Genomic DNA, 14,055 nt, shown 5'->3' on the forward strand with positions numbered 1-14,055 from the left:
TCGTCGGTTACCCGGCGTCGCTCGTGCCACACTCCTCCCATGCGCGTGTACCTCGGATCCGACCATGCCGGTTACGAACTCAAGAACCACCTCGTCGAGTGGCTCGAGGCCCAGGGCCACGAAGTCGTCGACTGCGGTCCTCACATCTATGACGCCCAGGACGACTACCCGCCGTTCTGCCTGCGCGCCGCCGAGAAGACGGCCGCGGACCCGGACAGCCTCGGCATCGTGATCGGCGGCTCGGGCAACGGCGAGCAGATGGCCGCGAACAAGGTGAAGGGCGTCCGCGCCGCACTCGCCTGGAGCGAGCAGACCGCCGCGCTGGGCCGCGAGCACAACAACGCCAACGTGATCTCCATCGGCGGCCGGATGCACACGGCCGAGGAGTCCACCAAGTTCGTCGAGATCTTCCTGACGACCCCGTACTCGGGCGAGGAGCGGCACACCCGCCGCATCGAGATGCTCACCGCGTACGAGAACACCGGCGAGCTCCCCCCGATCCCGGCCCACCACCCGCAGCAGGGCTGACCACCCCATATCCTGAACTGTGCCGCCGGTACCCCCGGCGGCACAGCCATGTCCGCCCCCGCCTCACCGAGGAGACCCGCAGCCGTGCCCGAGGGACACACCATCCACCGCCTCGCGGACGACCACCGGGACCGGTTCGCCGGACGGCCCGCGCGGGTGAGCAGCCCGCAGGGAAAGTTCTCCGACAGCGCCGCCCTGCTCGACGGCCGGGTCCTGTCCGGCGCGGAAGCCCACGGCAAGCACCTGTTCCTCGGCTTCGAGGACACCGGCTGGGTCCACATCCACCTCGGCCTGTTCGGCAAGCTCGGATTCGGTACGGTCCCGGCCCCGCCGCCCACCGACACGGTCCGGCTGCGCCTCCTGAACGACGCGCACCACGCGGACCTGCGCGGCCCCACCGCCTGCGCGCTGATCACCGACGCCGAGAAGCGCGCGATACACGACCGGCTGGGCCCCGACCCGCTGCGCCCCGGCGACGACGGCGAGCGGGCCTGGCAGCGGATCTCCCGCAGCCGGATCACCGTGGCCGCCCTGCTGATGGACCAGAAGGTCGTCGCGGGCGTGGGCAACGTGTACCGGGCGGAGGTGCTGTTCCGGCACGGCATCGACCCGTACCGGGCCGGCAGGGACCTCACCCGCCGCGAGTGGGACGCGATCTGGTCGGACCTGGGCGCGCTGATGCGTGAGGGCGTACGGAACAACCGCATCGACACCGTGCGCCCCGAGCACCTGCCCGAGGCGATGGGCCGCCCGCCGCGCGTGGACGACCACGGCGGCGAGGTGTACGTCTACCGGCGAGCCCGGCAGGCCTGCCACATCTGCGGCACGGAGATCCGCACCGCGGACCTGGCGGCCCGGAACCTGTTCTGGTGCCCGGACTGCCAGTCCGCGTAGCGGCGACGCCCGTCCGGCAGATCAAGCCCGTCCGGCGATTGAGGACAGAGCCCGTCGCCGGACGAACCCGCATCCTCCCGGACCCCTCGCGGCAGCTACCGCCCCCCGTCTAGAACCCCCGCGGCAGCCACGGCGCCACGTCGGACAGGAACGCCGACGACGCCTCCGCCACCGCTCCGGCCCGCAGCTCCCGGACCCGCCCGGCCAGGGCCAGTGAACCCAGTGACTCGCCGCCCAGGTACGCGGTGCCCAACTCCCGTACGGAGAGCGCCAGATCAGCCGCGTCCTCGGTGCGCTTGCACGACGCGCCGCCCTTCGCGTCGGCGGTCAGCCGCCAACGTCCGGCGTTCCAGGGGCAGAACGCGTCCTCGACCTCGAACACCACGTCCAGCGGCCCCCGGTAGGTCCGCGCCTCCAGCGCGGCGCCCACGTCCACCAGCCGCAGATGGAGCGAGTCCCGCTGCCGGATGTCGCACCGCCGCACGTCCGACACCAGATGCAGCACCGCGTCGTCCGTCGGCCGGTTCCGTGCCTCGACCGTCGACGTCAGGTCGATCGCGAAGAGGAACCGCCACAGCGCCGCGTAGGCCGCCGGGTCGAGCGCCGCCAGATCGCTCACCACGATGCGTCCCTTGGGGCCCGCATCGTCCCAGTCCGGCTTGATGTGGTAGTTCGTGTAGCCGACGAGTTCGCCGTCACGTTCCGCCAGCAGACACTGCAGCGCCGAGCCGCCCGCGCGTGAACTCTCCGGATCCATCAGTGACTTGCGCTCCCAGCCGGGGCCATGGGCCGGGGTGCCCGGCCGGCCCGGAACCAGCCGCGCGTACACGCTCTCGCACGCGTCGACCGCCTCGTCCTTGCGCGCGTACCGCAGCCGGACCTCGTCCGTGCCCTCGGGCACGCTCAGCCGCACCCGGTCCGTATCGATCGCCAGGGACATCTGGCGGGTCGCCGCCCCGTACCCGAAGCGGCCGTAGATCTCCGGCTCCGACGCCGTCAGCACCGCGATCGGCTCACCCAGGGCCCGTACGTCGTCGAGCTGGCGGCGCATCATCGAGGTCAGCAGACCGCGCCTGCGGTGCGTGGACGCGACGCTCACCATCGTGACCCCTGCCGCGGGGACCAGCGCTCCGCCGGGCACGGCCAGCCGGAAGGTGAACGCGCCCGTCGTCGCGACCACGTCGTCGCCGTCCCAGATCCCGATCGACCGCTCGTACTCGGTCACGGACCGGTACTGCTCGCGCTGCTCAGCGGGCTCCTGGGACCCGCCGAACGCGAGCTCCAGGGACGAGAACCACTGGTTCCATTCGGAAGGCTGCAAAACACGGAGCTCAGTTGTCATATGCCATCCCTACCAGGGCTTTCTCAGCGAGGCGAGTCGTTTTCGAACACATTGTCACAGGGGTCCCCCTGCACCGGAGCCCGCCGGGTGGATAAGGTCCCCGCAATGGCCCGACGCGCAGGAGCAGAGACATATCCGGCCCGATTGAGGAAATCGGCGCACCGGGTACGCACCACGCTGCGCCGGTCCGGAGTCGACTACTTCCGCGGGGACGGCTCGGACTGGATCGCCCTGGTCGCGCTGCTGCTGACCATTCCCGCGATCACCTGCGCGACCCTGCTGAACCCCGTGTGGTGCTCGCCGACCGTGCTCGTCCTGCCGATCGTCGCCGGCGGCCTGCTGCTGCGGCCCGCCAGCCTGCTCGGCCTGTACGCGACCGCCGCCGCGGCCCTGATCGTGGAGTCCCTCTGGCTCGGCCCCTACGAGGACGGCCCGGCCAGGGTCACCCCGGGCACCGTGCTGACGGTCGCCGCCTGCGGGTTCCTCGGCCTGATCCTCGCCCAGTTCCGCGCACGGGTCGGCGTGCCGTGGCGACGCGGCGGCACCATGCTCTTCGACCTGCGCGAACGCATCCGGATCCAGAGCGCGCTGCCCCGGCTCCCGCAGGGCTGGCACCGCGAGATGTCGCTGCGTCCGGCCGGCGGCCAGTCCTTCTCCGGGGACTTCGTCGTGGCGGCCCGCACCAACGGCGGCCGCACCCTGGAGGCCGTGCTCACCGACGTCTCCGGCAAGGGCATGGACGCCGGCTCCCGGGCGCTGCTGCTCTCCGGTGCCTTCGGCGGTCTGCTCGGATCGCTGCCGCCGCACGGCTTCCTGCCCGCGGCCAACGGCTATCTGCTGCGCCAGGACTGGGACGAGGGCTTCGCCACCTCCATCCATCTGGTGCTGGACCTGGAGTCGGGCGACTACGAACTCCTCTCGGCAGGCCACCCGCCGGCCCTCCAGCTCCACGCCGGCAGCGGCCAGTGGGAGGAGATGGCGGCGGAGGGCCCGCTGCTCGGGGTCTACGACGGGGCGGAGTTCGACACCGTGAAGGGCCATCTGGCGCCCGGCGACGTCCTGATGCTGTTCACCGACGGTCTGGTGGAGGCATCCGACCGGGACATCGCGGAAGGCATCGACCGGCTGACGGGCGAGGCCGACCGCTATGTCACCACGGGCTTCGAGGGCGCGGCCTGGCATCTCATCGAGGCCTGCGCCAAGGACGTCAACGACGACCGGGCGCTGCTGCTGCTGTCTCGCCGGTCCTGAATCCGGAACCGTACAGAACCGGCCCGAACCGGACGTACGTCAACGCGGACCGCTCCCTCACCGGATCGGGAGCGGAACCGCCTCGCGCCCGCCGGGCAGCAACCGGGCCAGCCAGTGCGAGCGCCCGGCGGCCAGGGGAGCCAGGACCGCGAGGACGAGCACATAGCCCGCGATGAACGGGGAGAGCCGTTCGTCCAGCCCCGCGCCCGCCGCCATCGTGGCGAGGATCAGGGCGAACTCGCCGCGCGCCACCAGGGTCGTGGAGATGTTCGCCGTGGCTTGCGGGCCGAACGCGTACACCTTGGCGGCGGCGAGTCCCGCGACGACGTTCATGGCGAGGGTCACCGCCACGGCGGCCAGCACCGGCCACAGCACGGTCGGCAGGTCGCCGGGGTTGATGGACAGGCCGAACGCGAAGAAGAAGATCGCTCCGAAGGCGTCGCGCAGCGGGTGGACCAGCTTGAGGATGCGTTCCCCCGAGGTGGTGCTGCCGAGCATCAGGCCCACCATGAAGGCGCCGATGGCGTCCGCCACCCCGAACCACTCCGAGACCCCGGCCACGAGGACGGCGGCGCCGAGGAAGGAGATGACGAGGAGCTCGTCGTCCCGGGTGTTGATGAGCTTGCCGATGACCTTGGTGCCGAACCGGGCGGCCAGCGCGAGGAGCAGAAGGAATCCGAAGGCCTTGCCGCCGTCGACCGCGGCCGACGCGAGGCTGTCGGCGCCCGAGAGGATGGGCTGGAGGGCCGCCAGGTACAGGGCGAGGAACACGTCCTCGACGACGATGATGCCGAGGATCGGCTTGGTCTCCGGGTTGCCGATGCGGCCGAGGTCCACGAGCACCTTGGTGACGATGGCCGACGAGGAGATGCCGAGCACCCCGGCGAGGACCAGTGCCTCCGACGTGCCCCAGCCCAGCGCGAAGCCGAAGCCGAGTCCGGCACCGACGTTCAGGGCGAGATAGGCGCCGCCCGCGACCGCCATCTTGCGGCCGCCCGCTTTGAGGTCGTCGAGGTGGAACTCCAGGCCGAGGTAGAAGAGCAGCAGCACCAGACCGAGTGCGGAGAGCATCTCCAGGTCGTGCGGGTCGGCGACGAGAACGATGCCGGGGGTGTGCGGGCCGAGGAGGATCCCGGCCAGGATGAACAGGGGGATGGTCGGAAGCCCGATGCGGCTGCCGACGCGGGCGAGGACTGCGGCGGCGAGGAAGGCGCCGCCCATGGCGATGAGCGTGTCTGCGTGTCCGATGAGCTTGATCCTTCGTCGGGTCGTCGGGTCAAGAGAGCGTCAAGGAATCGTCAGTAATTAGTTTACCGAACGATTGACGCTGCAACTATGACGGTCCCGATGGCCTCGCGGCGAAGGGTGGGCATCGGCGGTGCGACCTCTCCTACGCTCGTGCCATGACCGCACCCCGAGCACAGCTGACCCTGGCCGAAGTAGAGGCGATCGCCCGCGAGGCCCATGCCGCACAGCGGGACAAGGCGGGCCGGCCCTACAGCGAGCACCTCGCGGCCGTCGCCGAGGGGGTGCGGGCGCGGGGCGGCAGCGACGACCAGATCGCCGCGGCCTGGCTGCACGACGCGGTCGAGGACGATGCCCTGACGGAGCGGTGGCTGGCCGATGCCGCACTTCCGCAGCAGGTCAAGGACATGGTGCTGGCCGTCACCAAGCGGGACGGCGAGGAGCCGGCGGCGTACACCCGGCGCATCCTGGCGACGCCCGGCGCCCTGCTGATCAAGGAGGCCGACCTCGCACACAACGCCGACCCGGCCCGCCTCGCGGTGCTGGAACCGGCGACCCGTACCCGGCTGACCGAGAAGTATGCGCTGGTACGGGGGCTGCTCGGGCTCACCGCACCGCAACCGCCCGCCGAGCGGCAGGATTGAGCCAACACGTCGGAGCCCGGCCCATGAGCGGGCCGGGCTCCGACGTATGCGGATGTCCGGGGGTGTTCCGGGTGTGTGATGTCCCGCGCTCAGAGCTTCGCGGACTCCCGCCGGAAGGCCCAGTTCATGTCCGGTTCGGTCACGCAGCGCAGGGCGCGTCGCACCGGCGGCGTGCACAGCAGCGTCACCCCGGCCGCGGCGACGACGCTGACCAGGACCAGACCGGTCGGGGAGATCAGCCACTCGTTCCGGTCGAAGACACCGGCGTACGTGGCGCCCTTCACCATGAACCCGTGCAGCAGATAGCCGCAGATCGTGCCGGCCCCGAGGACCGTGAACCACATGTGGCGCCGTGGGACCAGGGACAGGAAGGCGGCGGTGAGCAGCGTCGCGCAGCCGAACAGCGCGAACGTCATCACCACGCCGCTCCACCACGGATTGCCCATGTCCTGGGCGGCCGAGTTGCGCAGGAACCAGCCCAGCTCCATCCGGGGCGCCGCCCAGTAGGCGAAGACCAGCGCGATGGCGAACAGCGGCAGGGCGAGCAGCCGTACTTCACGGCGACGGACCAACTGGAAATGTTCGGGCTTGAGTTGGAGCCCGAACACGAAGTACGGCAGGAACTGCAGGACGCGCGGCAGGTCGAGATCGTCACCGATGCCGGGGGCGAGCGAGGCAAGGGACGCGATGACGAGCGAGACCGCCACCGGGTGACGCAGGCTGCGCCACAGGGGCGTGGTGAGCCGCCAGATGAACAAGGCGGCCAGGAACCAGGTCAGGTACCAGGGCTCGGTCAGGGTGATCGCGGCGTCGGGATCGTCCGCGTACCGCCGGAACAGCGAGTACGCCGTCTCGAACACCACATACGGCACGGCGACTCCGGTGACCAGACGCTTCACCTTGGCCGGGCTCATGTCGAACGAGCGTGAGAAATAACCGGAGATGATGATGAAAGCCGGCATGTGGAACGTGTACGTCACCATGTACAGCGCACGCGCGGCCCTGCTCCCGTCCATGACCGGCACCCACGAGTGGGCCACCGCGACCAGCACGATGGCCAGGTACTTGGCGTTGTCGAAGTAGGCGTCACGCCTCTTCGTGCCGGCCGTCCGGTCGGCACCGGCCGGCTGGGCAGGCCGGGCGGGGGCCGGTGCGTGACCGTTGTCCGTCGCCGTCGGTGCTGGGCGTCTGGGCTCCGACTCCCGGGTCGCCGGTGGGAGCGTGGCCCTCTGAAATACGTTCGGAGCTTGGAACATCTCAGGCACCCTAGACGTCTCGATTGCAATTCGTAAAACGGCCGTCGGATATCGCGTGTTCCCATCGGATCAAATGCCAAACCATCGAAATCTGTCCGATATGGACGTGTTAATCCCGCTTAAATCGTGCATATCGCCAGGCAGTTGGGGTGGGTGAATTATGTCTCGACCGGACACGGGTAATGCCTGTGAATAAACTGTGTGGGTACGGAAACGACACCCGTTGCAATTGCCGCGCCGTCCCGGATTTCCGCTGCTGAGCGCCCCGGCGCCGTCCGTGCGGCAGCCCGGCCGGGGGCGTGCCCGGACCTCGTCAAGTGACCGGCGCACAGGGGGCGCAGGGGGCGCAAGTTGGCGCGATATCGCCAGGTCGATTCGTCACCTGGCAGCGACCACAGGGGAGTTGGTGGCACGATGGACGGCAACGGAGGGGTGCGCGGCCGCACACCTCCGGGCCGGCAAGGCGGACCGACCGAGGGTGTGAGCAGTCGTGGCCATTTCACTGTCCGTGGTGCTTCTTTTGGCGATCATCCTGGTGGTCCTGATCCGAGGTGGCTCCATCAAGGCCGGACCCGCGATCGTCGCGGTGCTTTTCGGCTTCTTCCTGGCATCGACCGGCATGGCGCCGTCGATCCAGAGGTTCATGGACTCGATAGCGCAGAGCATCAACGAGATCAGCTTCTGAGGCCTCCGGCCCCGGGGCGGTGCGACCGCCCCGGCGGACGCACCCGGGACACGCGAAGGGCCCGGTCCGGCGGACATCCCCGAAGGGATCCGCCGGGCCGGGCCCGAAGCATGGAGCGGGCGACGGGAATCGAACCCGCGTAGCTAGTTTGGAAGACTAGGGCTCTACCATTGAGCTACGCCCGCATGCAGCGCACCGCAGGTCACGGGGACCGCGGCACGAGAAGCATCGTAGCGGGTCGTGGGCGCTGAGCGCACACCCGATGACGACGCGAGGCGCCGAGTCCGGCGAAGCCCGCGTAAAGCGTCCGATGCACCGCCTGTCTGCATGTACCCTACGTGTCGCACCGACGGGGTGTGGCGCAGCTTGGTAGCGCGTCCGCTTTGGGAGCGGAAGGTCGTCGGTTCGAATCCGGCCACCCCGACCACCGGCAAGATCGCATTGTGGGAGTTCTCCCCCTTGCCGTTACTATGCAAAATGCGTGCCCGTGTGTCTGATGTACCGGGCTCGGTCCGCGAAGCCGCCTCCTGTGCGGTGGAGCAGAACCCCAAGAAGTCAGCCACCAAGGAGACCGAACCGTGAAGAGCGCCGTGGAGACCCTGAACCCGACCCGGGTTCGGCTCAGCATTGAGGTGCCCTTCGAGGAGCTCAAGGACAGCCTCGACGCGGCGTACAAGAAGATCAACCAGCAGGTCACGGTGAAGGGGTTCCGCAAGGGCAAGATCCCCAACCGGGTCATCGACCAGCGGTTCGGCCGTGGCGCAGTGCTGGAGGAGGCCGTCAACGACGCGCTCCCGAAGTTCTACACCGAGGCCGTCAACGAGGGTGAGCTCAACGTCCTCGGCCAGCCGGAGGTCGACATCACGGAGCTGAAGGACGGCGAACTGCTCTCCTTCACCGCCGAGGTTGACGTACGCCCCGAGATCGAGATCCCGGACTACTCCGGCATCGAGGTCACCGTCGACGCCCTTGAGGTCAGCGACGAGGACGTCGAGAAGGCCGTGGAGCAGCTCCGCGAGCGCTTCGCCTCGACCAACCCGGTCGAGCGCGCCGCCGTCGAGGGTGACGTCGTCACCATCGACCTGCAGGCCAAGGTCGAGGGCGAGGTCCTCGAGGACGGCGTGGCCGAGGGTGTCTCGTACACCATCGGTTCCGGCGAGCTCCTCGAAGGCATCGACGACGCCGTCACCGGCCTGGAGGCGGGTGGCGAGGCCACCTTCACCTCCGCGCTGAAGGGCGGCTCCGCCGAGGGCAAGGACGCGGAGGTCACCGTCAAGGTCACCGCCGTCGCCGCCCGTGAGCTCCCCGAGCTGGACGACGATTTCGCCCAGATGGCCAGCGAGTTCGACACGCTGGAGGAGCTGAAGGCGGACAGCCGCAAGCGCCTGGAGGACACCAAGCAGTACGAGCAGGCCACCCAGGCCCAGGAGCGCGTCCTCGAGGAGCTGCTGAAGCTCGCCGAGGTCCCGATCCCGGAGAAGCTGCTCGCGGACGAGGTCCAGACCCGCAAGCACAACCTGGAGCACCACCAGCTCGGCCAGATGGGTCTCGACCTCGAGAAGTACCTGGAGATCCAGGGCAAGACCCTCGAGGAGTTCGAGGCCGAGACGTCCGAGCAGGCCGTCAAGGGCATCAAGACCCAGTTCATCCTGGACGAGCTCGTCAACAAGGAGAAGCTGAACGTCAACCAGGAGGAGCTCACCGAGCACCTCCTGCGGCGCGCGCAGTCCTCCGGCATGAGCCCCGACCAGTTCGCCCAGGCCGTCGTCGAGGGCGGCCAGGTTCCGATGCTCGTCGGCGAGGTCGCCCGCGGCAAGGCGCTGGCCGTGGTCGTCGAGGCCGCCAAGGTCATCGACACCAACGGTGAGGTCGTCGAGCTGGAGGACGACGAAGAGGCGACGGAGGAGGCAGCCGAGGTGGTCGAGGCCGCCGAGGGCACCGCCGACGCCGCCGAGGAGAAGACCGAGGCCTGAGCCTCGCGCTGAACCCGCACGACGGGCTCCGGACGCCACCGCGTCCGGAGCCCGTCGTCGTTTCGGCGGCCGCCCCCCACAACCCTTGGGCGGACTGCGGAGCTTGCGCTCCCAGCGAACAGTTGCGGAAGCGGGATGGCGTTGTCCCACCTGCGCGTTAGGGTCCATGAAGAGGAAGGGTCGGGGAGTCCCGGCCCACCCGGTACGAAGACGCTGAGACGGCCGGAGCCGTCAGAGACGAGCAGGTGGATACGTGACGAATCTGATGCCCTACGCCGCCGGAGAGCCGTCCCTCGGTGGAGGCCTCGGTGACCAGGTCTACAGCCGACTGCTCGGCGAACGCATCATCTTCCTCGGCCAGGCCGTAGACGATGACATCGCCAACAAGATCACCGCGCAGCTCCTCCTCCTTGCCGCCGAGCCGGAGAAGGACATCTACCTCTACATCAACAGCCCCGGCGGTTCGGTGACAGCCGGCATGGCGGTCTACGACACCATGCAGTACATCCCGAACGACGTGGTCACCATCGGTATGGGCATGGCGGCCTCGATGGGCCAGTTCCTGCTCACCGGTGGCACCGCCGGCAAGCGCTTCGCGCTCCCGAACACCGACATCCTCATGCACCAGGGTTCGGCCGGTATCGGCGGTACCGCCTCGGACATCAAGATCCAGGCCCAGTACCTGCTGCGCACCAAGCAGCGGATGGCGGAGATCACCGCCCGCCACTCCGGCCAGACCGTGGAGACGATCATCCGCGACGGCGACCGCGACCGCTGGTACACCGCGGACGAGGCCAAGGAGTACGGCCTCATCGACGAGATCATCACGATCGCGTCGGGCGTTCCGGGCGGCGGCGGCACCGGCGCCTGATCCGGGTCCCACCGGATCGCGCCGTACCGCACCGCATCTCTCGTACGCCGAGACACCCAGCCCACAGAACGCCACCAGGATGGTGAACACCCACATGAACAACTTCCCCGGCGCGTCCGCGAGCGGCCTCTACACCGGCCCGCAGGTGGACAACCGCTACATCGTCCCGCGCTTCGTGGAGCGCACCTCGCAGGGCGTGCGTGAGTACGACCCGTACGCGAAGCTCTTCGAGGAGCGCGTGATCTTCCTCGGTGTGCAGATCGACGACGCGTCCGCCAACGACGTCATGGCGCAGCTGCTGTGCCTGGAGTCGATGGACCCGGACCGGGACATCTCCATCTACATCAACAGCCCCGGCGGCTCGTTCACCGCGCTCACCGCGATCTACGACACGATGCAGTTCGTGAAGCCGGACATCCAGACGGTCTGCATGGGCCAGGCGGCCTCCGCCGCCGCGGTGCTGCTGGCCGCCGGCACACCGGGCAAGCGCATGGCGCTGCCGAACGCCCGTGTCCTGATCCACCAGCCGTCGTCGCAGACCGGCCGTGAGCAGCTCTCCGACCTGGAGATCGCGGCCAACGAGATCCTGCGGATGCGGAGCCAGCTGGAGGAGATGCTGGCCAAGCACTCCACCACGCCGATCGAGAAGATCCGTGACGACATCGAGCGCGACAAGATCCTGACCGCCGATGACGCCCTCGCCTACGGCCTGGTCGACCAGATCGTCTCGACCCGTAAGAGCGCGGCCGGAGCGGCCGCCTGACGTCGGCCTTTACCCCTTGGTACGGCAGGGTCACCCGGCCCCGGCCGTGTGAACCGTGCCAAGGGGGGCCCGAACGGGGGCCCAGGCAAGGTACCGTCGGATAGAGGCACCAGGAGCCGCTGAACCAGGCGGATCCCAGGCGAAGGGGAAGCACCTCGTGGCACGCATCGGTGATGGCGGCGACCTGCTCAAGTGCTCGTTCTGCGGAAAGAGCCAGAAGCAGGTGAAGAAGCTCATCGCGGGACCCGGTGTGTACATCTGCGACGAGTGCATCGATCTCTGCAACGAGATCATCGAGGAGGAGCTCGCGGAGACGAGCGAGGTCCGCTGGGAGGAACTTCCCAAGCCCCGCGAGATCTACGAGTTCCTCGAGGGATACGTCGTCGGGCAGGAGCCCGCGAAGAAGGCCCTCTCGGTCGCTGTGTACAACCACTACAAGCGGGTCCAGGCAGGCGAGAACGGCGGCGGCGCGAACCGCGACGACGCGATCGAACTCGCCAAGTCCAACATCCTGCTGCTCGGCCCCACGGGCTCGGGCAAGACCCTCCTCGCGCAGACGCTGGCCCGCATGCTCAACGTCCCGTTCGCCATCGCCGACGCGACGGCGCTGACGGAGGCCGGCTACGTCGGCGAGGACGTCGAGAACATCCTGCTGAAGCTGATCCAGGCCGCGGACTACGACGTCAAGAAGGCCGAGACCGGGATCATCTACATCGACGAGATCGACAAGGTCGCCCGTAAGAGCGAGAACCCGTCGATCACCCGCGATGTCTCCGGCGAGGGCGTCCAGCAGGCCCTGCTGAAGATCCTGGAGGGCACCACCGCCTCCGTGCCGCCGCAGGGCGGCCGGAAGCACCCGCACCAGGAGTTCATCCAGATCGACACGACGAACGTGCTGTTCATCGTGGGCGGCGCCTTCTCCGGTCTGGAGAAGATCATCGAGTCCCGGGCCGGCGCCAAGGGCATCGGCTTCGGCGCCACGATCCGCTCCAAGCGGGAGATCCAGGCGAGCGACCAGTTCCAGGAGGTCATGCCGGAGGACCTGGTGAAGTTCGGCATGATCCCCGAATTCATCGGCCGCCTCCCGGTCCTGACCTCGGTCCACAACCTGGACCGCGAGGCGCTGCTCCAGATCCTCATCGAGCCGCGCAACGCCCTGGTGAAGCAGTACCAGCGGCTGTTCGAACTCGACGGTGTGGAGCTGGAGTTCGAGCGCGAGGCGCTGGAGGCCATCGCCGACCAGGCGATCCTGCGCCAGACCGGCGCGCGCGGACTGCGCGCCATCATGGAGGAGGTCCTCCAGTCGGTGATGTACGAGGTGCCGTCCCGCAAGGACGTCGCCCGGGTCGTCATCACCTCGGACGTGGTCCGCAACAACGTCAACCCGACGCTGGTCCCGCGCGAGCCGCGGACGATCGGCAAGGGCGACGACGGGCGGCACGAGAAGTCCGCGTAGCGGTGTCGTAGAGACGTACGCGAAGGGGCGCCCCGCCGGTTCGGCCGGAGGGGCGCCCCTTCGCGTTGCGTGGGTCAGATCTTGGTGCGGGAGGTGTTGTAGAGCTTGGCGGTCACGTCCGCCACCTCGTCCTGTGCCATTCCCTTGCCGGTCATGGAGAGGCCCACGTCCACGCCCATCACGGTGCCCACGGTGCCGTAGTCGGCCCAGACACAGACGGGAATGGTGAATTCCTTCGGCCCCTTGGCGGCGGTGCCGTCGCCCTCCTTGTTCAGCACCTTGAGTTCCTGGCACTTCATGAGGGCGCCCTTGAAGCCGTCCGGCGTGACGGCCTCGGGGCTGCCGACACGCTGGACATCCATCCCGTCCTCGCCCTTCGTGAACTCCGACTCCGCGTTGTTGAACGCGTTGTCGATGACCTTCGCCGGGTCGGTGACGTCACCCCAGTAACCCGAGAGCGTGACCGACTTCAGCGCGAGCGGGTTGTCCTCGGAGCCGGACTGATACGTGGCACCCGCCTTCTGCGGGTTCTTGATGCCGAGACCTTCGAGCTTGGTCTTCTCGGAACCGGTCGGTGCTCCCGACTCCCCGGAGCCGGCCTGCTTCTTGTACCCGTCCAGCGTCGCCGCCGGCGTCAGCTTGTACCCCTTGGTGGAGTCCGAGACGTCGCTGTTGCTGGCACCGCCCGACGTCAGCATGTACACCCCGCCCCCGATGACCGCCAGCGCCACGATCACGCCGCCGACGATCAGGCCGGTCTTCTTCTTCGGCGGAGCGGCCGGCGGGAACGGGGGCTGGCCGCCGTAGGCCGGCTGGCCGCCGTACGGGGGAGTGGGGGGCTGCTGGCCGTAGGGGCCGGGCTGCTGGGCCTGCGGGTAGCCGTAGCCCGGCTGCGGGGGCTGCTGCTGGGGCGGGACGCCCTGGGGGGCCTGCTGCGGGTAGCCATAACCGGGCTGCCCCTGCGGCGGGCCCTGCGGCGGCTGACCGCCGTAGGGGCCCGGCTGCTGGCCGTACGGTCCGGGCTGGCCCTGCGGCGGCTGGCCACCGTACGGGCCCGGCTGGTTGTAGCTCATCTGCGGTGTCCCCTGTTCGTGATGCTTATGCGTTCCGAACATCCTGACGGACGGCCCGCGGGCGTGGGGCACCG

General features: G+C 69.0%; 13 protein-coding genes and 2 tRNA genes. 10 read left to right on the plus strand and 5 right to left on the minus strand.

Annotation, left to right across the window (positions count from 1 at the left end):
- Positions 1-39: 39 nt before the first annotated feature.
- Together OG959_RS26050 and OG959_RS26055 are read left to right on the plus strand one after the other, a co-directional pair.
- Positions 40-528 carry a ribose-5-phosphate isomerase gene (locus OG959_RS26050; RefSeq protein ID WP_326662231.1) on the plus strand — a complete coding sequence of 163 codons (489 nt, stop codon included), beginning with the start codon at positions 40-42 and terminating at the stop codon, positions 526-528.
- 84 nt (positions 529-612) lie between these two features.
- Positions 613-1,422 carry an Fpg/Nei family DNA glycosylase gene (locus OG959_RS26055; protein ID WP_326662233.1) on the plus strand — a complete coding sequence of 270 codons (810 nt, stop codon included), beginning with the start codon at positions 613-615 and terminating at the stop codon, positions 1,420-1,422.
- A gap of 109 nt (positions 1,423-1,531) precedes the next feature.
- Here OG959_RS26055 and OG959_RS26060 read toward each other — a convergent pair whose 3' ends face one another.
- Positions 1,532-2,764: a GNAT family N-acetyltransferase gene (locus tag OG959_RS26060; protein WP_326662235.1), complete on the minus strand. Its 1,233-nt coding sequence runs from the start codon at positions 2,762-2,764 to the stop codon at positions 1,532-1,534.
- Positions 2,765-2,869: 105 nt separating this feature from the next.
- Between OG959_RS26060 and OG959_RS26065 the strand changes: the two genes are divergently transcribed.
- A complete protein-coding gene (locus OG959_RS26065; RefSeq protein WP_326662237.1) occupies positions 2,870-4,015 on the plus strand; it encodes a PP2C family protein-serine/threonine phosphatase in 1,146 nt (381 codons plus the stop codon).
- Positions 4,016-4,072: 57 nt separating this feature from the next.
- Here the strand turns inward: OG959_RS26065 and OG959_RS26070 are convergent, their stop codons facing one another.
- The gene (locus OG959_RS26070; RefSeq protein ID WP_326662239.1) at positions 4,073-5,236 is read right to left on the minus strand and encodes a cation:proton antiporter; all 1,164 of its coding nucleotides are present in this window, start codon (positions 5,234-5,236) and stop codon (positions 4,073-4,075) included.
- 182 nt (positions 5,237-5,418) lie between these two features.
- Here OG959_RS26070 and OG959_RS26075 point away from each other — a divergent pair, with 182 nt between their 5' ends.
- Positions 5,419-5,904, plus strand: a complete 486-nt coding sequence (locus OG959_RS26075; RefSeq protein WP_326662241.1) for an HD domain-containing protein — start codon at positions 5,419-5,421, stop codon at positions 5,902-5,904.
- 89 nt (positions 5,905-5,993) lie between these two features.
- Here OG959_RS26075 and OG959_RS26080 read toward each other — a convergent pair whose 3' ends face one another.
- Positions 5,994-7,160 (minus strand): acyltransferase family protein, encoded by a 1,167-nt coding sequence (locus tag OG959_RS26080; RefSeq protein WP_326662243.1) that lies wholly within the window; start codon positions 7,158-7,160, stop codon positions 5,994-5,996.
- Between the two features lie 490 nt (positions 7,161-7,650).
- On the opposite strand from OG959_RS26080, the gene OG959_RS26085 reads away from it, so the two are divergent.
- A complete protein-coding gene (locus tag OG959_RS26085; RefSeq protein WP_326662244.1) occupies positions 7,651-7,845 on the plus strand; it encodes a hypothetical protein in 195 nt (64 codons plus the stop codon).
- Between the two features lie 111 nt (positions 7,846-7,956).
- On the opposite strand, the gene OG959_RS26090 is transcribed toward OG959_RS26085, so the two are convergent.
- A tRNA-Gly gene (locus OG959_RS26090) sits at positions 7,957-8,030 on the minus strand.
- A gap of 165 nt (positions 8,031-8,195) precedes the next feature.
- Between OG959_RS26090 and OG959_RS26095 the strand changes: the two genes are divergently transcribed.
- The 5 genes from OG959_RS26095 to clpX all read left to right on the plus strand — a co-directional run bounded on the left by OG959_RS26095 (position 8,196) and on the right by clpX (position 12,908).
- A tRNA-Pro gene (locus OG959_RS26095) sits at positions 8,196-8,272 on the plus strand.
- Positions 8,273-8,423: 151 nt separating this feature from the next.
- Complete coding sequence (gene tig, locus OG959_RS26100) at positions 8,424-9,818, plus strand: trigger factor (protein ID WP_326662246.1); 1,395 nt, start codon at positions 8,424-8,426, stop codon at positions 9,816-9,818.
- A 265-nt stretch (positions 9,819-10,083) separates the two neighbouring features.
- The gene (locus tag OG959_RS26105) at positions 10,084-10,689 is read left to right on the plus strand and encodes an ATP-dependent Clp protease proteolytic subunit (protein ID WP_326666613.1); all 606 of its coding nucleotides are present in this window, start codon (positions 10,084-10,086) and stop codon (positions 10,687-10,689) included.
- A gap of 79 nt (positions 10,690-10,768) precedes the next feature.
- Complete coding sequence (locus OG959_RS26110) at positions 10,769-11,452, plus strand: ATP-dependent Clp protease proteolytic subunit (protein WP_326662248.1); 684 nt, start codon at positions 10,769-10,771, stop codon at positions 11,450-11,452.
- 157 nt (positions 11,453-11,609) lie between these two features.
- Positions 11,610-12,908, plus strand: a complete 1,299-nt coding sequence (gene clpX, locus OG959_RS26115; RefSeq protein WP_326662250.1) for an ATP-dependent Clp protease ATP-binding subunit ClpX — start codon at positions 11,610-11,612, stop codon at positions 12,906-12,908.
- 74 nt (positions 12,909-12,982) lie between these two features.
- Here the strand turns inward: clpX and OG959_RS26120 are convergent, their stop codons facing one another.
- Complete coding sequence (locus OG959_RS26120; protein ID WP_326662252.1) at positions 12,983-13,981, minus strand: hypothetical protein; 999 nt, start codon at positions 13,979-13,981, stop codon at positions 12,983-12,985.
- Positions 13,982-14,055: the final 74 nt, after the last annotated feature.

This window comes from Streptomyces sp. NBC_00385 (genome assembly GCF_035917155.1).
Lineage (GTDB): Bacteria > Actinomycetota > Actinomycetes > Streptomycetales > Streptomycetaceae > Streptomyces > Streptomyces poriferorum.